The 22319-nt window shown below is 48.7% G+C and carries 29 protein-coding genes; 1 reads left to right on the forward strand and 28 read right to left on the reverse strand.

The genetic code is table 11. From position 1 onward, the window contains the following. Positions 1-7: 7 nt before the first annotated feature. The 22 genes from LOZ80_RS14900 to LOZ80_RS15005 all read right to left on the reverse strand — a co-directional run bounded on the left by LOZ80_RS14900 (position 8) and on the right by LOZ80_RS15005 (position 19356). Entirely contained in the window at positions 8-1054 is a 1047-nt protein-coding gene (locus tag LOZ80_RS14900; RefSeq protein ID WP_238172130.1) for an XkdQ/YqbQ family protein, read from the reverse strand. Then, the gene (locus LOZ80_RS14905) at positions 1051-1725 is read right to left on the reverse strand and encodes a LysM peptidoglycan-binding domain-containing protein (protein WP_238172131.1); all 675 of its coding nucleotides are present in this window, start codon (positions 1723-1725) and stop codon (positions 1051-1053) included. Before LOZ80_RS14905 ends, LOZ80_RS14900 begins: the two co-directional genes overlap by 4 nt. Beyond that, positions 1722-3656 carry a phage tail tape measure protein gene (locus tag LOZ80_RS14910; RefSeq protein WP_238172132.1) on the reverse strand — a complete coding sequence of 645 codons (1935 nt, stop codon included), beginning with the start codon at positions 3654-3656 and terminating at the stop codon, positions 1722-1724. Before LOZ80_RS14910 ends, LOZ80_RS14905 begins: the two co-directional genes overlap by 4 nt. Before the next feature lie 221 nt (positions 3657-3877). Then, positions 3878-4267, reverse strand: a complete 390-nt coding sequence (locus LOZ80_RS14915; RefSeq protein ID WP_238172133.1) for a phage tail assembly chaperone — start codon at positions 4265-4267, stop codon at positions 3878-3880. 89 nt (positions 4268-4356) lie between these two features. Continuing rightward, on the reverse strand, positions 4357-4797 hold the full coding sequence (locus LOZ80_RS14920; protein WP_238172134.1) for a phage tail tube protein: 441 nt from the start codon (positions 4795-4797) through the stop codon (positions 4357-4359). 22 nt (positions 4798-4819) lie between these two features. Then, a complete protein-coding gene (locus LOZ80_RS14925; protein WP_238172135.1) occupies positions 4820-5872 on the reverse strand; it encodes a phage tail sheath subtilisin-like domain-containing protein in 1053 nt (350 codons plus the stop codon). Between the two features lie 12 nt (positions 5873-5884). After that, complete coding sequence (locus tag LOZ80_RS14930) at positions 5885-6313, reverse strand: hypothetical protein (RefSeq protein WP_238172136.1); 429 nt, start codon at positions 6311-6313, stop codon at positions 5885-5887. 1 nt (position 6314) lies between these two features. Beyond that, positions 6315-6788, reverse strand: a complete 474-nt coding sequence (locus LOZ80_RS14935) for an HK97 gp10 family phage protein (protein WP_238172137.1) — start codon at positions 6786-6788, stop codon at positions 6315-6317. Position 6789: 1 nt separating this feature from the next. Then, a complete protein-coding gene (locus LOZ80_RS14940) occupies positions 6790-7107 on the reverse strand; it encodes a hypothetical protein (RefSeq protein WP_238172138.1) in 318 nt (105 codons plus the stop codon). A gap of 1 nt (position 7108) precedes the next feature. Beyond that, positions 7109-7507 (reverse strand): hypothetical protein, encoded by a 399-nt coding sequence (locus tag LOZ80_RS14945; RefSeq protein ID WP_238172139.1) that lies wholly within the window; start codon positions 7505-7507, stop codon positions 7109-7111. Positions 7508-7521: 14 nt separating this feature from the next. Next, positions 7522-7716 (reverse strand): hypothetical protein, encoded by a 195-nt coding sequence (locus tag LOZ80_RS14950; protein ID WP_238172140.1) that lies wholly within the window; start codon positions 7714-7716, stop codon positions 7522-7524. A gap of 64 nt (positions 7717-7780) precedes the next feature. Further along, entirely contained in the window at positions 7781-8878 is a 1098-nt protein-coding gene (locus LOZ80_RS14955; protein WP_238172141.1) for an SU10 major capsid protein, read from the reverse strand. A gap of 86 nt (positions 8879-8964) precedes the next feature. Continuing rightward, positions 8965-9666, reverse strand: coding sequence for a phage scaffolding protein (locus LOZ80_RS14960; RefSeq protein WP_238172142.1), 702 nt, complete (start codon positions 9664-9666; stop codon positions 8965-8967). 96 nt (positions 9667-9762) lie between these two features. After that, a complete protein-coding gene (locus LOZ80_RS14965) occupies positions 9763-10539 on the reverse strand; it encodes an SGNH/GDSL hydrolase family protein (protein WP_238172143.1) in 777 nt (258 codons plus the stop codon). 14 nt (positions 10540-10553) lie between these two features. Beyond that, the gene (locus LOZ80_RS14970) at positions 10554-12338 is read right to left on the reverse strand and encodes a chitobiase/beta-hexosaminidase C-terminal domain-containing protein (protein ID WP_238172144.1); all 1785 of its coding nucleotides are present in this window, start codon (positions 12336-12338) and stop codon (positions 10554-10556) included. Positions 12339-12351: 13 nt separating this feature from the next. Beyond that, complete coding sequence (locus LOZ80_RS14975; protein WP_238172145.1) at positions 12352-12675, reverse strand: BppU family phage baseplate upper protein; 324 nt, start codon at positions 12673-12675, stop codon at positions 12352-12354. Further along, entirely contained in the window at positions 12675-12827 is a 153-nt protein-coding gene (locus LOZ80_RS14980) for a hypothetical protein (protein ID WP_238172146.1), read from the reverse strand. The genes LOZ80_RS14975 and LOZ80_RS14980 overlap by 1 nt, the downstream gene beginning before the upstream one ends. Continuing rightward, positions 12820-13635 (reverse strand): phage minor capsid protein, encoded by an 816-nt coding sequence (locus LOZ80_RS14985; protein ID WP_238172147.1) that lies wholly within the window; start codon positions 13633-13635, stop codon positions 12820-12822. Before LOZ80_RS14985 ends, LOZ80_RS14980 begins: the two co-directional genes overlap by 8 nt. Continuing rightward, a complete protein-coding gene (locus tag LOZ80_RS14990) occupies positions 13632-15038 on the reverse strand; it encodes a portal protein (protein WP_238172148.1) in 1407 nt (468 codons plus the stop codon). The genes LOZ80_RS14985 and LOZ80_RS14990 overlap by 4 nt, the downstream gene beginning before the upstream one ends. A 219-nt stretch (positions 15039-15257) precedes the next feature. Continuing rightward, positions 15258-16910 carry a phage terminase large subunit gene (gene terL / locus LOZ80_RS14995; protein WP_238172149.1) on the reverse strand — a complete coding sequence of 551 codons (1653 nt, stop codon included), beginning with the start codon at positions 16908-16910 and terminating at the stop codon, positions 15258-15260. A gap of 892 nt (positions 16911-17802) precedes the next feature. Continuing rightward, positions 17803-18192, reverse strand: coding sequence for a phBC6A51 family helix-turn-helix protein (locus tag LOZ80_RS15000; protein WP_238172150.1), 390 nt, complete (start codon positions 18190-18192; stop codon positions 17803-17805). Positions 18193-18501: 309 nt separating this feature from the next. Beyond that, complete coding sequence (locus tag LOZ80_RS15005) at positions 18502-19356, reverse strand: hypothetical protein (RefSeq protein ID WP_238172151.1); 855 nt, start codon at positions 19354-19356, stop codon at positions 18502-18504. Positions 19357-19564: 208 nt separating this feature from the next. Here LOZ80_RS15005 and LOZ80_RS15010 point away from each other — a divergent pair, with 208 nt between their 5' ends. Further along, the gene (locus tag LOZ80_RS15010) at positions 19565-19741 is read left to right on the forward strand and encodes a hypothetical protein (protein ID WP_238172152.1); all 177 of its coding nucleotides are present in this window, start codon (positions 19565-19567) and stop codon (positions 19739-19741) included. 30 nt (positions 19742-19771) lie between these two features. On the opposite strand, the gene LOZ80_RS15015 is transcribed toward LOZ80_RS15010, so the two are convergent. From LOZ80_RS15015 to LOZ80_RS15035, 6 genes are all read right to left on the reverse strand, one after another. Beyond that, positions 19772-19960, reverse strand: coding sequence for a hypothetical protein (locus tag LOZ80_RS15015; protein ID WP_238172153.1), 189 nt, complete (start codon positions 19958-19960; stop codon positions 19772-19774). After that, positions 19960-20109: a hypothetical protein gene (locus LOZ80_RS15020; RefSeq protein ID WP_238172154.1), complete on the reverse strand. Its 150-nt coding sequence runs from the start codon at positions 20107-20109 to the stop codon at positions 19960-19962. The genes LOZ80_RS15015 and LOZ80_RS15020 overlap by 1 nt, the downstream gene beginning before the upstream one ends. 15 nt (positions 20110-20124) lie before the next feature. Continuing rightward, complete coding sequence (locus tag LOZ80_RS15025) at positions 20125-20994, reverse strand: ATP-dependent DNA ligase (RefSeq protein WP_238172155.1); 870 nt, start codon at positions 20992-20994, stop codon at positions 20125-20127. A gap of 63 nt (positions 20995-21057) precedes the next feature. Beyond that, positions 21058-21738: a DinB/UmuC family translesion DNA polymerase gene (locus LOZ80_RS15030; protein WP_238172156.1), complete on the reverse strand. Its 681-nt coding sequence runs from the start codon at positions 21736-21738 to the stop codon at positions 21058-21060. A 25-nt stretch (positions 21739-21763) separates the two neighbouring features. Then, complete coding sequence (locus LOZ80_RS39505; RefSeq protein WP_443147032.1) at positions 21764-21889, reverse strand: Y-family DNA polymerase; 126 nt, start codon at positions 21887-21889, stop codon at positions 21764-21766. A 128-nt stretch (positions 21890-22017) separates the two neighbouring features. Beyond that, on the reverse strand, positions 22018-22284 hold the full coding sequence (locus tag LOZ80_RS15035) for a DUF1292 domain-containing protein (RefSeq protein ID WP_238167400.1): 267 nt from the start codon (positions 22282-22284) through the stop codon (positions 22018-22020). Positions 22285-22319: the final 35 nt, after the last annotated feature.

Below are 22319 nucleotides of genomic sequence, written 5' to 3' on the forward strand. Positions count from 1 at the left end.
TCAACTCCTAATTCAAGAACGCGAGCGCACCCGTGAACTTGTATGCGTCCGATGATTTCGCTTTAACAACCGGCGGCTCATACTGTAGCTGCGGAAGCTCTTCGTCACCCGATATACCTAGCGTCATCTTATAAGTATCGCCTTCCCACGAATGGGAATCGGTCACAACATAGAATGCGCCGACGATATTCGTTAGTGCTTCCCGCACATAGACCGCCACTCCTGACGTAACACTGGCGTCACCGAGCGCGGTTACATTCGCGTCATCATTAATAACGGACTTTGCTTCGAGCAGCGTCTTCGCTAATTGTTCAAGTTGCGACCGTGTTAAATCGGAATCTGCGCGTTCGAGATGCTGCATAATGCCGAATTTCTTAATGACCGCTTCATCCTTAACCGTAAACTCGATCGGTTTTTTTTCTTCGTCGCCGCCCATAACCCTGATTTGATTGCGCATATCCTCGATAGATAACGCGTAAGAAGCGTCGAGTATATTCGTAGAATCGTCAAGTATGAATCCGACGACTTTTTCACCGCGTTCTATAACGTTAAGGAGTCCGTTTGCAGACTGTACCCAAAACCGACGCCCCGTTTGTTTCCGCGTCTCAGTTAATGCGGTCGTTATCATATCCCACAACGACATATCACGGAGAACAAGCTTCGGAATTACGTATCCGGTGTCTGTAATGTCTCCGATATCAATGCCGAAGTCATCGCACAGTTCCCGCACAATAGCGGAAGCCTTCATATTCGTGAACTTACGCGTATCGATTGACTTCGTTAAATAGACCGCCTCATCATACGCTGTAATCTGCATAGAGCCGCCCGCATTAACGGAATGGGAGAAAATGACTCCGCGGAATATCTCTACGTTATCAGAAAGAAGTAGCAATTGCTTACCGAGTTCGACCGTTAACGCTTGGCTGTTTCCGTCTATCGTGTTCTTAATCGCGATATCAAGTTTACGGTAGGCTTGCGTAATATCGCCGGACCAGTTAACGGATGTGACTAGCGGGTCAATAATCGTATCTTCGTAGATTACGGAAATTGTCACGGTATCGATAACACCTGCCCAGCGTATATCAAATTCGGATTCCGACCGATAGTCACTTTATTCGCGTCATAAATCTCAGGCCAACGGTCTCCGTCGACATAGACTATGTGCGCGATTTTCGTAAGATTGTCGCCTTCCTTTACCGTATAAGACGATACTAATGGGACCGCCACTCCGACGCGCGTTTCTTGTCCGGAAACATATGCGGAGGCCATTAAAACGCCATCCGCCGCTTTCTCCGTAACCGACTTAAGCTCAGTAAAACGGTACGCTTTGAGCGAAATACTGTAGAATATGTCTCCGACGTGGCCGGCGCGAGCCTCATACGTAAAGGAGCGCACCGTTACTGGTATGTTTACGGAACCCGTTATCGTCAATCGAATAGGACGCCGCGTCTCGATCCAACTTTCAATTAAGTTAACGGCGTCTTGCGGACTCGGAATATCGGAATACTCGCAATAAGACGAGTTATAATCACGCGGAAAAAACGAAGAAAACGAATATTCCCGTAGCCGATCCGATCCGATTACGGTCAACTCGCCTAATTGCGTCGTCATTACGTCATCATATCCGTGTGTTTTAGCAATGCGGACAGATTCGGGATTGACCGGAAGGCGTAGCATTTCAGCACCGTTATTGTACGTCAGCCAAAATTGGAGTTCGTTTATCATCGCGCTACCGCCCCTCTCGCTTCCCACGCTTGAGTCGCGAGTGCTTTCGCAATAGCGTCGATATCGTTGTCGGAACGAACATTAAACGTGTTCCCTGTAACGAGGACACTGCTACCCGATCCGTTACCCATTCGACGCTTATCTGCGTCAGTTTTCGTCAATACTTCCTCGTCTACATGTAAACGCGCAGTGTAACCGTTGTAAGGTACGCGCGATAATCCGCCAGCGTGTCCGTTAGGGACTTGCGGACCTTGCGTAGGATTTGCTTTCTTATAATCGAGTAGTGCTTTACCTCCGAGCACTTTACCGTTCTCATCGCGAATGACTTCTGGATGGAGCAGTCTATTAAGCGGAGCGAGGAAGTTTTCGATTCCGGCAGACGCGCCTTTTTCCTTAAACACCGCCGCATCCGATTGAATATCGTTCGAAATTTGTCTAACTGCGCCGATGCTTCCAGAACCGATCGCTATTGCAGCCGCGGCTTTTACCGCTGGACCACCAGGCGTTGCAATATACGTCATTAACGCAGCCATTTTCGGATTCTCATTTGCGAATTGCTCAAGTCCTGATAGCATCCCGCTCGCAAGTGATTTACCTAAGTTTACACCAACCGCTCCGAGCTTCTCACTAGAGTTAGATAGCGCTGTGCTAACGAACCCGATTAGTGCGCTTGTTGCATTCTCGATTTGTTTTGATCCGCCATTGTTGTACCAGAAATCAAATGTCTTTTTTAAGTCGCTAATGACGAATTCAAACTTTTGCTGAAACGTACCCAGATCGCGAAACGACTGATTATCGATAAAGTGCTCCTTTAGGTAACGTTTAGCCCCGTCAGCCATACGCTCCATCGCCGCTGTAATCTGCGGTGTCTTAGCGTTTACGTAATCACCAAGCGCGTTAAATGTCGCCTTGATCGCGGGGAGTAACGGCTTGACCGCCTGTATCTGCAACGTCTCTATCGCGCCTTTAAACTGCTCAATAGCTCCTCTTCCGTTGTCCATTTTCTCCTTTGCGACCCTATACGCCGTTACGTTACTCATTTCGTCATAGAACTTCCTAACGCCATCCGCGCCTTCTTCGTAAAGGATGTTACCGGCTCGAATCGCATCTGTACCGAACATCGCTTCCAACGCCGCTTGGCGCTGCATATCATTCATACTTCCGAGTGACTTACGCAAAGTATCCGCCACATTTGCTAGTGATTCGATTTTACCGCTCGCTGTGAAAAACTTATTGCCGGTGCCGTTCGTTGTTATGCCGAGTTTGTTGAATAGCGCGATTTGTTCCTTTGTTCCTGGCTGCAAGTTCTGCAACATCGTTTTCAGTGATGTCCCTGCGTCTGAACCTTTAATCCCGTTATTTGCGAAAAGTCCCATCGCAATATTTGTATCCTCAAAGTTCATACCAATTCCTGCCGCAACGGAAGAAACCGCAGCTAATGATTGGCGGAGGTCCTGTACACCTGTTGCGGAGGCGTTAGCTGTACCTGCGAGAAGATCCGAAGCACGGGCCGCTGTCATTCCGTCTTTCTTAAACGCGTTCAGCGCCGTACTCATTGTTTCCGCAGCTTCGGCTAGTCCAAGCCCGCCCGCTGTTGCGAGGTTTAGCGCAGCCTCTAGTCCGCCGGCCTTAACGGTCGCAGGCGATAGGCCCGCTTTCAGAAGTTCCTCGATACCGGACGCAGCTTCGAGTGCTGAGTACTTCGTCTTAGCGCCCATTGATAGCGCGAGGTCTTCCATCTGCTTCATTTCGTCAGCGGTTGCGCCAGTTAACGCTTTAATTGTCGACAACTCCGCTTCAAAATCGAGCGCCTTGCTGAACGACTTGGTCGCGATAGCTGCCACACCTAATCCGCTCGTTAAGAGCCCGACGGCCGCAGACACACCAGTAATTTTCGCAGCCATTGCGCCCATCGAATTCATCGCACGCATGGCCGGCGCAGTCATATTGTCAATTAACCGTAGCCTAGCAATTAAATCGAACGCGATACGTCATCTCTCCTTTCTTCGCGCGATTTCCTCGTCCAACTCGATCGCTTCTGACACGATCATGAATCGCCTAACTCGGATATCCTTCGCGTAAAATTCGTCTGGCGGTATGTTGTGGCGTTGGAATATCCGGTGTACGAGATACGGATATCCGCCCGCCAAAATTAGTTTTTTACGTCTTCTTCCGCCTCTTCGTCATCGCCGAAACCGGATAATTCCGTACCCGCAGCGTTAATCTTCGCCAACTCACCTGGCAACAACGCTTTGCCTACGCATTCAACTGCATTAGCTGCGTTATATTTCGCTAACAGCGCCTTATCACCGAAGTCCGGGCTCACGCAGAATTTCACTGCGAGAACAGCGTTAAGGCGATCCGTATCAATGACCGATTCCTTACGCGATCCCTTGCCACTTACTTGCGTACATTGCTCACGCGCTTTTTCGAGATCCTTCGTACTAATCGCTTTAATGCGGAAATTAACGCCGAGGCGCTTAATGTAAACGTCCTGTTCGATTTCTAAATTTGCGGATAATAGCGCTTGTAATGCGTCCATGTATGTATTCCTCCGTTAAGGTTAATTTTCGAAATTAAAAACGCAGCCTAGCGCTTAAATAGCGTCAGACTGCGTTAACTTACGTAACTCTAAGATGCCGAAATTTTATCGAGATACTCCCAGTCGTCATAGACGAAGGGCCATTCCTGCTCAACGATCGAGCCACTTTCGAATTTCATAACGTCAATTTTCGTAAACTGCACGCCCTTAAGCCGTACGCGCTCATAGCCGTAAGCTTCCGGATCTTTCAGCGCGAGGATGAGCTCACATACGAAAGCGCCTCGTTTATCGTCCATAGCTTGCGCGATTTGCTCGGCAAACTCCGTCGTCACCTTATAGCCGCCGATACTGCCGGACATCTCGATCGCGCCGAGCTTGTTGCCCACACGCCGAGTACCACTACGTTTAATTTTTTCGTAGGAAATATCGACGCTGGCTTCCGCTTTATAAAAATTCGTCAGCCAAACGCCATCTCTCCAGATTTCACCGAAATGTCCCTGAATGGAACGCGTTGGATCTAATACTGGCATCGTTACACCGTCCCTTCGTTGTTTATACGGAAATCGTTAAGAAGATCCGTTCCATACTATCGATCTCGACGTAGCTAATCAGCAAATAAACGCGATCACCTACGCTTTGGAATTGCGGATCAAGTCCGACGGAAATCGCGCGCAATACGCCCGCATCCTCCAACGTTTCGAGGTACGCCTTTACAGCAGAAATAAGCGCCGCCTGACCGTCCGCGTCGTTATTGATTTGTCCGATATAGGAATCCGCCGCCGTCTTCGTAATATCGTTGCTGATCGCTTGTCGCGCGCGCATCGATCGGATTTTCTTAACGGACGTTACAAGTCCCTGTTCGACCTTTACCTTTTCGCCATCATTCGTAAGCACGAGCGAACCCGCTGCCAATGCCGCCACGACTTCCGAGTTTGTATAACGCTTGTTCACGTCAGCCACCGGCGCGACTTTGTACGTGATCGAACGGTTAATCGGAGTGCCTGCGATAAGTCCTGCGACATAAGGCGCGTAGACTCCGGACGAAACCGCTGATCCGTTAATTACCGTACCTACTGTCACGTTAACCGCGTAATCATCAAGTAACCGTACTGAGCGCGCATTGCCTGTTGCTGGCGTTTGATCGTCTGCGGCAGCTACCGCTCCGAATACCGCTAGGAAATGCTTGCCTGCCGCACGATTCGCGGTAACCCACGTTAGCGTGGAATCCTGAATAGGCGCTGTTACCTCGCCATCAAAAACGTGAACGTTAAATGGGCGCGTGTCGAAAGCTGTGCGCGCGTCAAGGTAATCGGTAGCGGTCGCACTTGCCGGCAACGTATAAACGAGCACCTCTCTCGCACCGCCTTGTAACGCGTATTTAATCGACGCAATGTTAGAAGCGCCGAACAGCGCCGTTGCATCCGTCTCGTTCTCCACGGTGTAGAACGTTTTAACTGACGCGGTTCCGCCCGTGATTGCTTTCAACGGAATCGCTACCGTACCGCGCGTTCCGCCCTTAATCTGCGCTACTGCGGCACTTTTGAAATTAATGTATAAGCCCGGCCTAACCGGCAGGGACGTAGGGTCCCATGTTCCACCCGCCATTTTGTGGCCTCCTTAAATCCGTATATTTACGTGCATAATTTTATCTGCGTTCTCGTATGCAGCCATCGATTTCATTTCGCGTGTAATGGCCGTCAAGATACCGACACTGGCGTAGACGCCTTCCGCCGACTTAAACGGCATTCCATACGCGAATGAGTCTGCGTAGATTTTGTCGATGACCTTCACGGAATAAATAGCGCTACTGAGTTCGTCCATCTTCGCGAGCACGTCCTGCGCTGAAGCACCGAAGTATACGATTTGATATTCGCGCTCAGTTCGCCAACTTACGTTAGTCTCCGTTGTTCTACGATCATTTTGAAGCTGCGTAACGAACGTGTTTGCATCGGGCTTGAGCGGCGCCGTCTGTTTAAACATATGAGCCGACGGGAATTTCTGCGCGATGAATGCATCAATCGAAGTAATATCGTTAATTAGCGTCACGCTAGAATCCCCTCCGCCTTATACCGTCACGAATAGCGGCCTCTAACTCACGCTTCCAACGTTCTCCGTTGTCTTCCATAGGCTTATCGAGAAACTCCGGAATCGTGCCGGACGTCGTCGGATTCTTAAACGATTTACCGTGGACCTGCGGAAATACGTCGTGAATATACTCCGCATAGTCAAACGTACCGCCGTGGCCGCTCTCGATCGCCGTAACCGAAATCTCACCGGTTAATTTACCGGATTCCACGTCGACTACCGAATGGATGCCGCGCCTTAAAGTACCGTGTTTGAGCGGTGCGAGATCCGTTGATTGCGCCTTCCACTCGTCCATTACGTCTTCCAGTCCAGTTCGCGCTCCGTTGCCGGCAGCGTCCGCAAGCCTTCGCCCATACCCACGGAAAAACGTTCCAATCAGGTTTTGTACAAACGAGCCTGGACGGTTTAAATCGATATCGATACGATTACTCGCCATATCAGACGTACACCTCCGTTAGTACCGGCTTGCCCGATAACATGCGTTTTACATCGATTTTCAGCGGCTTCCGCGCGACCGTCACACCGTATTCGTTCGTGTACGTAATCGTGTCGTCGTAGCTGAAATCCGCGTACTTATCAACGTAAATCACAAGCGTCGTTGTTGCCTCTTCGCCGTAGCGGTTAACGACCGTTTTTGTCATCTCCGTAACGCGTGCCTTTATTTCAACGGTTTCGCCCGTCACTGGTACGCCCCATGAGTCGAGTGAGCCTGCGCGGTCAACCGTAATCCTTTGCTTCAGTGGGATTAACGCCACGTCACACCACCGTCCAAGCTACGCTGCGTTTCGAAAGCTTAACGCCATTTTCCGCGCCAATTAGGTCGAGCGCTGCCTGCGGGATAAACTTCGCGACGTCGCTACCGGCCGAATTAACTGACGCATCCTTAAACTGAAACGAAGCGACTCCAGATAGCGAGAACTGCGTAACTCCTTGCTGTTGCAAACGATTTGTATCGTTAAACACCGTTGCTAGTACGTTAGCGAATTCATATACGGCTGCGTCCGGTATCGTGTATTTCGGATATTTTGTGGTCAGCGTCCGATTAGCTACGTTTACAATCCGTAATTTTTTAGCTTCGTCACTGTCCGTCCAATCCTCAACATCGATACAGTTCTGCGCGATATACTCATCCGCGTTCCCTACATTTGCGGCCATTAGCCCACCCCCGATTATTTAACGGAGGCTTTACGCGTTGATGGCGCTTTTGGCGTTGTTTCCTCCGAGTCTTTTACCGCGTCAGATAGCGTATCTAAGGCCGCAATCTCTTCAGCGATATCCGTGCGATACTCACCTGCGTAAAATTTCCGTAATTCTCCGTTAACGTAGAACGAAAGTTCCGCGTAACGTGACGTATACTTTGTCATCGTTAACCTCCGAAAAATAAGAGCCCGTAACCATTACGCTACAGGCTCGTTTATTTGCGTTTAATTACGCTAAGTTTTTGATACGAGCGTGCGCTTTCTCTTGCTCGAATTGCAGCGTATATTCACCGACAAGCATACCGGTTGTGTAATCTCCTTTGTCTCCGAGGAACTTGTGGAAGAATTCGCGACCAACAAGCGGACGGATAGCGAGACGGTTCGTATCGACAATCAGCAATTCTTTCGCGTCAAGGTTGTTATTCAATACGATTTCGAACTGACCGAAGTCAGACGTGAAGTGATCTACGACCTGGCCGCGGCTGTTCTCGGATTGAGAGATCAGAATTTTGTTAGCATCAATCGCGGAGATTGCGCGTTTTTGTTTTGCAGGAACCATGATTTTATAGTTACCGCCAGAAGCAAATCCGCCTTTCTCGTAAATGGCTTGTAGGCTATCGTTAACGACCGTAGCACTAACCGCCGCCGCTGCTGCATCCGTTACGTTCGATTGAATAAACGCGCGAACGCCTTTCATTTGGCGAATTTGACCGTTTTGGAAGCCAAGGCCGTTAATTAGCGCTTTTTCAAGGGACAGCGCTAGCTCAACTTGTTTCTTTTGCTTCTCGTACTCGTAAAGATCGCTGATTCCATATTGCGTTACAGCCTCGGCGGAACCGGAGATCTCAATGGAATCATCAAAAATTTGCGTGTAGTTCGAAACGGAAGTACGCGGTTTGTAACGCGCTGTACGAGCGTCAGCACCTTCGGAACCTTCTACGAATTGCACCTCGATCTTCGCTTGGTCAGCGATTGCCGCACCTATTGTACTAGCGTATCCACGCGTAACAGTCAGCGTTTTAGTGCCGGAGTTCACAGCGGTTACGAGGATCAACTCGTCGCCGATTTTAACAACGTGACCAGCGCGGAAAGGAGAATCGTCTACGACAACGATGGAAGTTGCAACGTTCGTAACTGCGCCGTTAACTTTCGATTCGTCCGCATAGATTTCGTCCTCGAACCATTGGTGGCTCGTTTGCGTTACTGCTTCGGAGAATCCGAGTAGATTCAGAAGCGGTGTTTGGTGTGGATTGAGCTGGATAATTTCGTCTACGATCGAAAATTTCTTACCAATTAGTGAAGCGTCATAAATAGGGGCTTTTGCCATGGAATAATTCCTCCTAGAATGTGTGGTTTTTTAATTTTGGAAATAAAAAAGACGACCTCGTTAAAGGCCGTCCTCAGTGAATCGCGTTATTTACCTAACTCTCGTTTTAACCTTGCGTAAGCGACGCGATCGTCAATGCGACCAGTCCTACGCGCCTTTTCGTCGGCTTCTTTCAGCAACTGGTCCGCCGTCTTCGTCGTATTATCAACGTTAGGATTCGATGGGTTACCGATCGTCTTCGATTCTCTCTTCGCTTGCTCCGCTAGATACGGTTTATCTTTAACAAGCGCCTCAATTACGTCCTTTACGCCGACCACATTTCCTTCGTCGTCAACACTTACCGCGGAAGTGTCAGCGAGTTTATATGCGTCGTCGAGCGCGTCAGCACGAATACCGGATTCACGCGCGATTGCACGGAATTCCGATTTAATGAGGCGTTGGTCAGCGGCTGTCAGTGCTCTATCGCGCGCTTCTTCGGCAGCCTGCGCCTTATCTAACGCGTCTTTTTTCTCCGCTTCCAGGCGTTCCTTATCGGACATATCCGCTAGCTTGCGGGCTTCTTCCGCCTTTTCATGATCGGAAAGCTTCGTTTTGATATCGTCGTAATCCGCAAATTTCTTACGTTCGCGTGCGAGTCGTTCCGCGATTTTTGCGTCGAATTCCTCCTGCGTCATCTCCAACTTTTTCGGAGGAGCAGGCGGATCGGCAGGCGGGTCCTGCGGTGGATCAGCGGGCGGATCTTGCGAGAACATTTGTATATCGAGACTTAACGGGAATTTACGTTTCATTGCGTTACCTCCGTTTAAAGTCCGTCGACTATCGTTTTCAAAACCGTCAGTTTAACGTCATAACGTAGGACAACGTTAAGTCGAATTTAGTAGAATTCAGTAACTCAACATTTGTCTATATACTACTTCTGCAATTTTTAAGGCACCTGTTGGATTGGGATGTGTTCCATCTCCAGTAAAGAGACTTAAATTTCTAAAATTTAACCCGCTTGTATTCTGTAAATCAATCACGGGTAACGCGTATTTTGCTCCTATAATTTTGATTGCAGTTGTTGATGCCGCTGTATTGGTGATGTATGAAGCGTTAAGCGATTGGATTGGTGTCATCAGGTATATCTTAACGTTCTGATTTTGATTAAGGATGTATTCGATACTTCGGCAAAAATTACCGTAGTAAGTATCAGGGTAAAGGTTAAAGTCATTGATTCCTGAAATATCATTCATCGTTGAACTGCCGACGCCGCCATTATGGCCTATCGTTAATGTGACAACATCGGCAATTGTGAAGTCAGGCGCAGTAAATGTTAAGCCCCCATTTGATGTGCCGCCGCAAACAATACACCTAAAACGATTATGATCCCCACCTGAACTTCCGAAGTTCGTTACGTTTGCGTTTAGTTTTGTAGATAGATGAGTAGGGTAGTTATTAGCAGCCCCAACGCTTTGAGTAATGCTATCCCCAAAGCAAAACACCCTCTTGCCGCTATATTTCATATAAGAAGGATCAGCGTTATTTGATGTGATTAAGTTTCTTACTTGAGTATCATCGTAAACAATAATATCCGCACCATTAACCTTTATTTTCCCGTTTGTTGAACTTGGTTGTACACTGGTCGTCCCGCTTGGGTTACTAGTTGGCTTCCTTTGCCACATTCAAAGACTCCCCTCTAATATGCCGTGATTCTGAAATTATCTCCCCTCGGCACGGCTGTACTGTAGAAAACAAACCCATGCTTTGTATTCGATAATCCGATATTATTAGAATCCGTGTACGTTTGGATTAGTACGCCGTCGATATAACCCTTATACACATTCCCCCTTACCTCCAGCTTGATGCGATAAGTCTGACCAGCAACGAAGCTAAAATTTGCTGTAGCTGGGACTGTTGCCGCCCCTGCTAAAGTAGTAAGGAATCCTACTTTAGTTCCCGCAACCAAAGCGCCGAAGATAAGTCCTTGATTATTGGTAGAGTTAACACGGGAGCTAACGCCTGAAATGTTACCTGTCACTAGTGTTGGCATAACCATGTCAATTTCGATGTCAACATTATCTGATTGCGTGATAGTCAGATTCGGATATGTCGAGGAGCTTGCAAGAAATCCCGCCTGATTATTAATAATTGTCGCTACGTTACCTGAGCTAACATTCCAAGAGCCGCCTGTTTCAGAATTACCCAGAGCACCGTCAGCGCGATTAAATGTGTCACTTGCTACGATATATCCACCGCTTGTCGTCGTTGCTTGAACGGTTAGATTCGTAGTCGACCGATTGCCAGACGTGTCAATCGCCACAACGCGGATTGTATATTGCGTGCTCGCGTTAAGCCCCGCCACTGAGTACGACATGGCCGTAACATTTGCGTTTGCCACCGTGTAGTTCGTCCCATCCATTGAATACGCGATTTCATACTTCGCTGTATCCGTAGAAATCGAAGCCGTCCACGATACCGGAATCGCGCTAGAGGTTGGCGTTCCTACTACGAGATTTGTTACGGCAGCAGGTGGCGTCGTATCCGCGAGATTAATCGTATACAGAGCGGTCTGCACCGTTGATAAGTTGCCTGCGCTATCTCTACCGAAAAATTTCAACGTTGTTGTAGCGTTAATTACGATCGGTGCCGAATAAACCGCGTTGCTAGTTGTCGGCGTTGATCCATCTAGCGTATAGTAGATCGTCGCTGTTTCATTCGCTGATAACGTTACTGATTGCGTAGTCGTAAACGTTCCGGCTGCGGGACTCACCGTTATCGTCGGCGGTGTTGTATCCGTGATTACTTGTGTTGCCGTCGTCGCTGTAACGGAAGTTCCCGACGCGATGTTATTTGCGGCATCTTTAGCTTTAACTGTGAAAGTATACTGCGTTGCCTGCGTCAATCCTGTTACGTTATATGCCGTTCCATTTACGGTAGCTAGGAGAGTAGATCCGCGATAAACTTCGTACCCAACGCAATCAGACGAAGCGGAAGCCGCCCAACCTAGCGTTAAAGATGTTTGCGTAATGCCGGAACTAACGAGATTCGTTACGTTATCCGGGGCCGTCGTATCAACGGGGTTTGGTGCGACATTGGCCGTTCCTGACGAAACTTTACCGTACGCTTGGAACGGGACTGTCGTTGTAATAAGAATTCGCGTAAATGCCGGCATGTCTTCGCCAAATACTGCGCCTGCATATACTCTGTACGTATCTCCAGCGCCATCTCCGTTGAGAATCGTAAACGTTAGGTCCGCGTTACCGTCGTTGCTAATCGTAAATCCCGTCATTGTCTGAGAGAACTCTTTGGTCAGCGTAGAATTTCCCGAGAACGGCTCCCGTGCGACTTTTTCCGTGGTCTGTAGACGGTAAGCGCCCGCTGATCCCTTTACAACTTCCCAATCTCCCGTTTCATCGTTCCAATATTGCGGAACCGGATACGCGCCCGCTCTTTTTAACGGTTTACTGCTGTCGAACGTCACTTCTTCGCCTCCTTTACGTCAGATTTGCTTCGATATTTATCGTGATATACCCCGAATTGGGAAACGTTTCGACGCTTCCGTCCGGATATGCAACTTGAAACTCCGCTTTCATTGTGCCAGTTTCCGCAAGTTCCTCTCTATCGAACACGAACGCTACTTTACCAGTAAGTGCGTCAATAATGTCTGCCTCGCGATTAACTATCGTCGTGCTGTATTTAACCATCGAGAATTTAACGGTAGCATCGGTTAAATCAACGGAAGCACCGCTCGGACTCTTTAACGTTGCTTTAACGGCCGTTCGCGTATCATACCGCTTTATGCTTAAGGAGGCCGCCATTAGCCCACCTCTTTTCGTTCAATTATTGCTTGGATCGGCGCGACGAAGCCGTAGATAGATTCGATCTTAACTAGCGTCGTAATTACGCTATTTTTCGTCAATTCTACGCTGATTGCGTTCTTTATAGGTTCGATTACGATGCTCTTATCCACCGCCCACCGCCTTATCCGGATTCCTAACCGGAGTTATGACGTGTCTGCAATTCGGATGAAAGATCGCACCTGAAGCGCGTAAATCGCCCACGTACGGATAATCACCCGGAGCGTCCGGCGTCAACTTAACGATTTTACCTTCGTACTTAGCGCAGCCATCCGTCGCCCCATGTCGTGATATGCGCCCATATAAGACACCGCGTTCGAGCGCTTCGTTTGTGGTCGTTTCCATATGCGCGTACATCGCTTTTGTCCGTGTCACAACTTCCGCGTAAACTTCCGGTTTCCATCGGCGGCCGGCTGCGTCGACAATACCGTTACTTGTCGGTTCAGCTAACGTTTTCTTAATCCGAGCAAGGATGTCGCGACTAATCGTTTTTCTACCGTTAATCCCTGCCGTCATATTGCCGCGCATCGATTCCGCGACCGCACGCCTGACCGCTACTTTCGTACGCCGATCAATATTTTGAGTGACCGCAAGCAAATCCGCCTGAGTATCCTCCGTAACAGCTACGAGCATGTTCGAATTAATGCGGCTGATACTAGGCTTGCCTGGCGTACCAAGTGCGTCCATCGCACGTTGTATTCCGTCAGACGCCGCTTTCGAGAATAGACGCGCCACCATGTCGGACACCTTCGCGAATAAATCCGCTAGTATCGTAGAGATCCGCACTAAATGCGGCCGCGCCTTTGGGTACGAAAGATCTACGATGTCTACTCGCGAAAGTTCGTCGCGTATCTCTTGTGTAGCTGAGCGGAAGGCTGCCGTTATTTCTGCGATTTCACTTTCGTAAGTTGGATCGCTCATTTCTTACCGCCGCCCGAATCGTTAAATACCGTCCCATCAACGAAGGCAGCCGCTTTTCCATCTTCATCAATTCGCGTCATAATTTCGTCGGCTTGCGCTTCATCAATCGAATCCATGCGCTTAATCGCTGTCTTAACGTCAATTGTGGCGAGACCGCCCGTCCGAATCTGCATCGTCTCAGCTTCCGCTTTTTCATCACGTGGGATACCGTCTTTCCACATGATCTTCGGGTAAACCGGCTTGTACTCTACGAATCCCTCTACGCCATCATTCGCGAAGTTTTCGAGAAGCTGCGCATTGTATAGCGCATCTCTAACCGCGCGATCAACATGCGATCGGATACGCTTAACCTTCGTCAGTACCGGCATGAAACGCGCTTTGATTGCGCCGCCGTCCGAGTGTGATGTGCCGGTCCCACCGTCTGAGCCTGCGGAGATTTGCGTTCCGAATAACCATTGCGGCGTTTCGGACATTTGGAAAACGAGTCCGATAAGAAGATCGAGCTCCTTAAAGATACCGTCAAGCTGCTGCGATGAGATAAACGTCATATAACCAGGCGTGACGTCCGTTTTCTCAACCGGTATGTATTTTCCGCCAATCCTTACCTCAGTTCCGTCTAATGCCGGACCATACGCGGTAGGATCGGAATGCTTATGTAAAATGTAATCAAGCTGCACGAGCGTATCGTTTATCGCCGCTAAAATAGATTCGATCTTCTCAATACCGGAAATGCCCGTCCAATTATCGTCAACTGATTTGTACGGAATGTGGTGTACGAGAATCTGCGGAACGCCCGTCTCTACTGTGTCCTCGTCGCGTCCTGTTTCTACGCGATCACCGATAATAAACATAAGTATTGGCGCACCGAACGAATTATCGACGCCGTTTGCGCTCAGCCTGTAACGCTCGTAAAAAATGTAGCCAGGGACGTGGCGCTCAACGTTAAGGTACGGAATCTCTCCGTCTGCTCGCGAATACTCCCACTCAACCGTCGCAATATTGACCGCTTTGAATTTCTTAGCGGAATGATGCGAGAGTTCCGGAAATACATAAACGGGATTGACCGCTTCGATTATCGGTTCTTTTTCCGTGCCTTCTGGTACGCCGCCAGGAACCTCCGTAAAGTCCTGACGATATCCGTAGTAACCCTTGATGAACGAATCCCCGCGAATACCCGCGCCAACCGTAGCTTCGTAAATCAACTGGTTTAAATCGTTTTCCTCTACGATGCTGTCTACGGCTTTCTGCTCGACGCTATCCGGCCCCTTACCGGAATCATACGTTGGTGGTTCTCCGACGAGCATATCCGCAGGTTTTGCGAGCAGCACGTCCATAATATTTACGGCCATATATAATTTATCAAGTTGCGACGCATGTGGCGTATCTTTCAGGAGGTCGCTCATACGCGATACGATTTCGTATTGTTTTCCGTCAAATATCTTTCTTCCGCGATAATATTTTGATAAACGTTCAATATCGTAAGGTGGCGGAAACACTCCGCCGGTATAGAAAAGGCCGCCGCTTTGGTAGATCTCACTTACGTTGCCTGACGATTCGACCGAATAATTTTTACGCTGAAACGGATTCCAGTTTATCGGCGCGATACTAGCCGCCTCCTTTCGTTATAGCCACGCTGGCTTGTCTGTAACTCGTTTTCGTCCGTTCTTAGCGATACTTACCGCCATTTCCATTGCATCCGGTAAATCATCGTGCGTTCCGCTTCCGTACAATTCGAATTGTTCGAGCAACAACGCGTGCTTTCGCGTGAACCGGAGCGTTCCGTTTTCAATGTCCGGCGCCATCGCTTCAATCCGTAGCTCCTTACGAGCCCGCTGATGGATCTCTTTAACGCGACTATTTGCCGGATAGCCCGCCATTCTTAGCGCTTCCTTCAGCTTGTGTACGAAGAATTCTTGCGCCGCCTGCGCTTCCGCCGCAATTCCTGACGGCTGATAACGGATGACTTTGTCTACGATGACGCGCAAAAACACATCCGGATGAACGCGCTCGCCCCACGCATCGATAACAAAAATAGCGCCAGTGCTACGGTGTTTTGCAACCGCAACAATAGCGCTATAATCTCCTCGCGTTTTCCCCATCGCAAAATCGACGCCCATAAAAACGTCAAACTCGGCCACAGGGAACTCGTCGCGAAGTCCGTCATAGTACGTAAACTTTTCGGGATTAAACACCATATTCTCTTCGTCGACCGGGTTATTCATATATTCCGTGTTAAACGCTTTACTTCCGTTATCCCATTTCCAACGGAATAGTTTCCATAACGGCTGCACATCCGGCCATAAAACCGTCGATCCCCGTTCCATTTCTGCGCGATTCATTTCGTATAATGCTTCCGCTTCTTCAGCGCGCTTCGGATTATCGCGATCGTTATAAACGAGTCGGCACGCTTCCCACAAGTCCATCCGCTCAGGCCATTCGATAACCGCACGGAATAGCTTCGTTTTGAAGTCCGACCGTTTTTCCATTACGTAACGGAGCAACGAATCGTGGTGTACCATCGTTCCCATGTAAACAAACGCGGTCTTTTTACCGGCCGGATCACCGAGTGGTATTACGACTTGCGTAAACCAGTCGCGCATTTCCGTTCGTAGCTGGTCCGTATTCGTGTTCTTTTTACCTTCCAGATCATCGCAGATAATAAGATCCGGCCGCGTACCGTTCCAGTTACGTCCACGGAGCGCCTGGCCCGTTGAGGCTGCTTCTACGCGACAAAGTAACCGCTGGCTGCCATCTTTACGGGGCTCCCACGCGATAAATTCCGACGAGTTATCCTTCGGATTTTCCTGCTGTTTAACGGAGAGTAGCGGACCGAAGTCGGCGCGAAGCTTCTCGTTAGATTTAAGCTGAAGCGAGAGCCACTCCATATTGCCCGTCGATACTTGCGGAGTCTCGGAGATAATAATTACGTATTTACGTTTACGAAAAACGAGCTCATGTATCGGAAACGCCTTCGATAGAAACGATGACTTAGCGTGAGAACGCGGTGCGGCAACGGCCACCTTTGCGTTAACTTCCTTCGTTGAAACAACGTTCATGATGTCGCATATTTCCGCGTGGAAGGCCGGCGCTTCTTCGATTGGCACCGGTATCCAGTTACCGCTATTATCCACGTTGTAAACTTCGCCAAAATACTCGTACGCGAAGTAGAGTAGATCGTCTTCCGCGCGATTAATGCGTTCTAAGCGCTCTTTCTCCGTTAGAAATTCGTCAAATTCCGTTAATTCCGCGGCAGTAAGAGAAGGCTGCGCGACCATTGCGTCGATAAGATCGCGGTAACTAGCGATTAATTCATCGCGTTCCTTACGTGTGTGCCAACGACTGCTTATCCACGCTATGGCGGCGTCCTCCTTCCGAGCGATTTTAAGCGCTGAATTAGCGCGATTAAGCAGCGATAGTGTATTCGTATCACTTTACGCTTAAAAGCGCTAATTCAGCGTTAATACTACGTTAAAATCACGTATGAAAAGTCAAACGTTAATTTTGATACGCGGATTTTCTCCGCACCTGATTCGCAGATATGACGCACCCGCCTTGGGGGTCACCGTCTCACACCGTTTAGCCGATGTCAAGCGATATATTTACGCTTATTTGCGTGAATCATACGTTCACTACGTTGTCAAGCGTTAATTTATACGCGATATAGGCACGAATCATAACGCACTCACGTTGTCAACAACTATTTTTATGCAACGTTTATGCAATTCCGACCGTCATACATGCGTTTAAAATACGTGTTTTATACAGTAGTCCAACACCGCGTCACTCCTACGAAATCGCGTAATATCGGGCTATTTCAGCGTTTTATACCGCCTATTCTTTATACATTCGTTATGCATACATATGAATATACGCGATAACGCACAAATAAGCGCATATACACATACATGATACGGTGTCAAGCGTTTATTTTATACACGATTTATGCAATGTCACATTTCGTAGGTGCGAGCGTAGTAGTTCACGTAATCCCAACGTTGTCAAGCGCTATTTTTATACGCGAAAAATTCCGGTTAGGGCGCCTAAAAAGCGCCTCTTCCCGGTAAAATAGCGCTAATCACAACGTTCCACATACGCCCTCATACGCATCCCTTCATATATACGCGTAGAAAACTAGCGGATTGTGAGTCCGTACCCATAACGCTCTCCCTACGCTTCCTTATTCCGCTCTTTATACGCAGCCAATTTCGCTCTCAACGCGTCAATATCCGTATCTCCGTTACCATTCGTTTCCACTTCGAGTTTGTCCGTCAACATTCCGTTAACTTGAAGCGCTAATTTCGCAAAAGCTGCGTTCCCATCTCCGCGTATAGCTAGATCCGTCAATGACGCGACTAATTCCGGCAACTTATCGGAGTTCTCACGTACAATAGTGCGCTTTAATTCCGCATCAAACGTCTTGTCCTTACGCCAATTACCGATCGTATTCGGATGGACGCCGCAAATTTCCGCGATCTCTTCAAACGTCTTGCCGCCTTTTTTCGGCTTCGCTAACCATTCGATAGCTATCGTTTGTTCAGCGGTTAGTATCTTCGCCATATTAACGTTCACCTCCGTAATAAAAGAATAGCGGAGAAAAGCGCTCCGCTCGCTTCGTCACTAGCGTTCCTAGCGACTATCTATTTCCGCGTTCTTTCTGCATAACGTAATACTGTACTAGAGCGTAAAAAGCAAGTAGCCGCGTTAAATTACCGCTTAGCGCCCGTATCATGCAATCCTGTAATACTAAGAATAAATTTCGCACCTAAAACGCCGACTCACTTAGTCCCACGTGTGATCTCAGCGTTTTTAGTTGTACGAATAAGCACACATTTTTGCGGTGTTTTGTACGAATAAGCACACATTTTACTACCGTCTCCTACGGCGCGCAGGCTTGTTATTCACGTTAAACATAGCGATTAGCGTATCGTCAGGCCGTGAATTCTTACGGTAGAATACGTTTGGATTGAAAATAAATCGCGGATCATCTCCGCCTACGGATAGTTTCGCGACTACGAACTCATCGCCGAACTTCATGCGCGGGAGTCGTTTGTATAGTTCGCGGTTATCAATTCCGATCGCAGCCGCCAACTCTGCCCCGTTAAACCACCGTATTCCCTTCGGATTCTGCTCGAGTGGATTATCGCATAGTGCGTTCGTTCCGTAGTGCACAAACGGCAGCATACGGTAAATGAGCCCGAGATCTGCCGCTTTAACTTCGCGATACACCTGTTTAACCTTCGCCGTATATGAGCGAATTACAGCGCGATTACGAGTCACTCCGCGGAAATGGTAGCGCGGGTTAACCGCATAGTTGCCGGCCTCATTTTCCGCGATAATACCGTGCTCCAAGCACTTGCGCAGGAAGTCATAAAATGTCTGGCGCTTGCGGCCGAGCTGTAGCGCGTTAAGCATGTCCGCGGTTTTCATCGGCGTTTTATCAGCGTTAGTAAGCGTGCCATCGTCATACCCTACGTAACACTGTAATAGCAACAAGTAGCCGCATTGAGCAGTAGTTAGCGCATTAATAATCTCATCCATTACCGCCATCGCGATAAAAGTGAAGTCTACGTTTTTCCCTCCTGCGGTCGGATTGCGCAAACTGTCAAAATACTTTCGATTTGAATCGCGTTGAGCTTGAGATTGAATACTGTAGCCTGCGTTATCAGGCACGAATGTACCTACCTCGCCTGTTTCCGGATTGATGCCGCGTTCTAACGTCATTTAATCGATCTCCTCTACGTAAGTTTGGGATAAAAGACAACGCAAAAAAGACGCCAAGGAGGCGTCCACATAACGTAATACTGTACTAGCGCGTAAAAAACAGGTAGATAACGAAAAAAAAAAAACGTCCGAAGGCGCTCAGTATATGGTAAAATTCGGATAAATCCGGAAGCACCGGTTAAAATACGACAACCTCCGGAGGTAAACAATGTTAAAAACCGATATCGAACTATTCGCGGCCGCCTTATCGCAAGCTTGTGTAGTTGTTAGTACGGACGGGAAACGCGAAGACGCTGGCATCATACGTGGATTTTGCGAGAATTACGTTAGGATTGCTAACACGTGGTTTGCGCGCAGCCTTTACGAGTTTCGCGTTTTAACGTAAAAATAACGCCAGGCTGACGAGATCACTCCGTTACTCTGGCGTTATTTCATTAACTCGCAGCAACACTCGAAAACGCGCGCCATTACCGCACAAAGCCCCGTCAAAATCCCCGCTAATTGCCGTCTGGTACGCGCGCTCTACTTCGTTTATCGAGGGAACGCGTTGGTGCTTTCGGTGGAAACCGATAATTTTGGATAACTCCGCTAAATTGTACGACATTAATCCTCATCCGCGATCAAATAGTACGCTACCTGATCCGTCCCATACACGATAACGCGTCCATCATCATCGTAATCCATATCGTTGACTTCCGTGTGGGACAGCGTCTTTAATACACCAGTTTCCTTACTTATTACGTGATATTCCATAGCGTACCCTCCTCGCTAAATTATGAAATCAACGAACGCAGGCGACCGTAGTAGCCCTTTTCGCGTCCAATTACGTATCTTAACGCGCGCTTTAAGCTGTGGCCTTAAATAGACATAAGCGTCGTCCTCAGCGGCAAATAGTGCGTCTTTAACGCTGTAAAATGCGGCTCTCTGTTTCGGAGTTACACCGAGTTCAATGACGCCGACGGATTTCATGCGCCCATTTTCCGCAGGAACAGACGCGAGCCAGCCGAAGTCACCCTTTGAGTAGCCCGTTATATAAACGTCAACAAACGTCCAGTTAATGATCTTAAGCCACGCACTCGAGCGGCTGCTTACGTAAGTACTATTTCTGCGTTTCGCGACGACTCCTTCCATACCTTGCGCAGCTATGCTCGTAAACAGCGGAATGCCGGCGCCTGTAAAGTACGGAATTTTCGCGATATGGACGTTTGGTGGAAACGAAACTGACGCGAGTATTTCTTTGCGCTTTTCAAGCGGTAAGCTGCGGAGATCTTCGCCTTTATACCGTAGAATATCGAAAACGACGAAATTAGCCGGCAACTGTTCGGACAGCCTGCGGACTTTATCGGCTTTCTTCGCGGAAAAACGCTCCATAACGGATTCGAAGCATATCGCGCCGGTTGCCGGGTCTACGCACGCGACCTCGCCGTCTAGCACGATATCATCCGCAAAAGGGAACGCTAATAGTTCCGGATATTGGCGCGTGCAATCGTTGTTATGGCGCGTAAATAAGCGTGTGGCGCCGTTTGTTTGCGAATAGATAAGGCGGTGACCGTCGACTTTCGGCTCGAAGATGTAATCGTCAGAATCGAAGGCTTCCGGCGCGGTTTCGAGCAGCATCGGAGATATAAACGTAGACATAGAAACACCTCTAGCGCAATTATACCGTAAAGGCATGGCGCATAGAGGCGGTAAGTAGTGGGATTATCGGTAATGACCGCCAATTTTGCCGGCTCGATCCGCTGCAAGACCGGCCTTCATCAGACTAGACGCGCGAATGAGCGCCGTATTGCCGAAACGGTCTTTAATGCGATCTACGACGCGGTCAAGTTCGCGAATTTTCGTTACATCTTCGAAAAGGTCCAATTGCGTGACGTCTTCTTCCGCGAGTGTACCAAGTGTGACGCCAACCTTGCGCACCGGATGACCGTTCCAATTGCGGTGAAAAATCTCGCGGACCGACCCGTAAATTTTAAGCGTATTGTTCGTCACTAGCGGCATTTTACGTTGCTGACTAAACCCGGTCGGCGCGTCGTACGGTGAGCACATACAGAATACGTGGACCGTTCCACTCGTAAACCCCTTCGTTCTAGCATCGCGGCACACTTCTTCCGTTAGCTCCAAGAGCACGATATCAACTTCTTCAGCCGTCGTATAATCGCGAGGCAACGTCATTCCGTGACCGATCGATTTTGGCGCGGCATTTAGCGTGCCTGGCGTAACAGGACTGTCGTCTAAACCGTTAGCCGTCCGCCACATAACCTCCGCCTGAATATCCGATTGCTTGCCGAATCGCGCACGGAATTTTTGCTTTAGTAAGGGCAGCGGCGTTTGTGCGACGTGGCCGATCGTAGTCATGCCGAGCGCGACGAAGTGGCGTGTCATGCGCGAGCCAACACCGTACATCTTATCAACAGTGAGCGGCCACAACAACCGGAAGATTATCGAGACCAGGATGCGTGGCCTTTTCGACGCTTGCATAGAACGATTGGCAGTCCGAGAGGAATATCGTCCGTTCCTTCGTCAATAAAATCACCTCGTAAATGAGAACGTTTGTTTGTGTTTATTATACACCGAGGACGTATCGCTTATGCAAGCGGAATTTTACGGAAAAGAAAAACACACTCCGGATACGGGCTCGGAATGTGTTATACAACATAATATTCAAACGGTGTTCATATTCTCAAAGCGTTCATGCACTGCAAAAAATTCAGTTTCGGACTCGATTTCGAATAGCCTGATAAATCCATTTACCTCCTCAAAACGGAATGGCACAGCCTTGCTCTCGGCTTCCTGTGCTAGAGGGAACCAACAAACAATGTACTTCCTGTTGCCCATTTCAAAAGCTGCTAGTATGTCCGCAACAGCAGCATCGCCGTTAGGCAAAACAACCTGCTTTATTAGAGGTTCATCCCCTTTGACCTTGATCATTTCAGCACCCCATGTCCTTTAGTATTCAGCGAATG

This window comes from Paenibacillus sp. HWE-109 (assembly GCF_022163125.1).
GTDB lineage: Bacteria > Bacillota > Bacilli > Paenibacillales > NBRC-103111 > Paenibacillus_E.

Bases quoted from the DNA above. Each gene is read 5' to 3' on its own strand.
- LOZ80_RS14905 (WP_238172131.1), bottom strand. From the start codon at position 1,725: ATGATAAACGAACTCCAATTTTGGCTGACGTACAATAACGGTGCTGAA.
- LOZ80_RS14910 (WP_238172132.1), bottom strand. From the start codon at position 3,656: ATGCGTGCGATGAATTCGATGGGCGCAATGGCTGCGAAAATTACTGGT.
- LOZ80_RS14915 (WP_238172133.1), bottom strand. From the start codon at position 4,267: ATGGACGCATTACAAGCGCTATTATCCGCAAATTTAGAAATCGAACAG.
- LOZ80_RS14920 (WP_238172134.1), bottom strand. From the start codon at position 4,797: ATGCCAGTATTAGATCCAACGCGTTCCATTCAGGGACATTTCGGTGAA.
- LOZ80_RS14925 (WP_238172135.1), bottom strand. From the start codon at position 5,872: ATGGCGGGTGGAACATGGGACCCTACGTCCCTGCCGGTTAGGCCGGGC.
- LOZ80_RS14935 (WP_238172137.1), bottom strand. From the start codon at position 6,788: ATGGCGAGTAATCGTATCGATATCGATTTAAACCGTCCAGGCTCGTTT.
- LOZ80_RS14945 (WP_238172139.1), bottom strand. From the start codon at position 7,507: ATGGCCGCAAATGTAGGGAACGCGGATGAGTATATCGCGCAGAACTGT.
- LOZ80_RS14950 (WP_238172140.1), bottom strand. From the start codon at position 7,716: ATGACAAAGTATACGTCACGTTACGCGGAACTTTCGTTCTACGTTAAC.
- LOZ80_RS14955 (WP_238172141.1), bottom strand. From the start codon at position 8,878: ATGGCAAAAGCCCCTATTTATGACGCTTCACTAATTGGTAAGAAATTT.
- LOZ80_RS14960 (WP_238172142.1), bottom strand. From the start codon at position 9,666: ATGAAACGTAAATTCCCGTTAAGTCTCGATATACAAATGTTCTCGCAA.
- LOZ80_RS14965 (WP_238172143.1), bottom strand. From the start codon at position 10,539: ATGTGGCAAAGGAAGCCAACTAGTAACCCAAGCGGGACGACCAGTGTA.
- LOZ80_RS14975 (WP_238172145.1), bottom strand. From the start codon at position 12,675: ATGGCGGCCTCCTTAAGCATAAAGCGGTATGATACGCGAACGGCCGTT.
- LOZ80_RS14985 (WP_238172147.1), bottom strand. From the start codon at position 13,635: ATGAGCGATCCAACTTACGAAAGTGAAATCGCAGAAATAACGGCAGCC.
- LOZ80_RS14990 (WP_238172148.1), bottom strand. From the start codon at position 15,038: ATGAGCGACCTCCTGAAAGATACGCCACATGCGTCGCAACTTGATAAA.
- terL (WP_238172149.1), bottom strand. From the start codon at position 16,910: ATGGTCGCGCAGCCTTCTCTTACTGCCGCGGAATTAACGGAATTTGAC.
- LOZ80_RS15000 (WP_238172150.1), bottom strand. From the start codon at position 18,192: ATGGCGAAGATACTAACCGCTGAACAAACGATAGCTATCGAATGGTTA.
- LOZ80_RS15005 (WP_238172151.1), bottom strand. From the start codon at position 19,356: ATGACGTTAGAACGCGGCATCAATCCGGAAACAGGCGAGGTAGGTACA.
- LOZ80_RS15010 (WP_238172152.1), top strand. From the start codon at position 19,565: ATGTTAAAAACCGATATCGAACTATTCGCGGCCGCCTTATCGCAAGCT.
- LOZ80_RS15015 (WP_238172153.1), bottom strand. From the start codon at position 19,960: ATGTCGTACAATTTAGCGGAGTTATCCAAAATTATCGGTTTCCACCGA.
- LOZ80_RS15020 (WP_238172154.1), bottom strand. From the start codon at position 20,109: ATGGAATATCACGTAATAAGTAAGGAAACTGGTGTATTAAAGACGCTG.
- LOZ80_RS15025 (WP_238172155.1), bottom strand. From the start codon at position 20,994: ATGTCTACGTTTATATCTCCGATGCTGCTCGAAACCGCGCCGGAAGCC.
- LOZ80_RS15030 (WP_238172156.1), bottom strand. From the start codon at position 21,738: ATGACACGCCACTTCGTCGCGCTCGGCATGACTACGATCGGCCACGTC.
- LOZ80_RS15035 (WP_238167400.1), bottom strand. From the start codon at position 22,284: ATGATCAAGGTCAAAGGGGATGAACCTCTAATAAAGCAGGTTGTTTTG.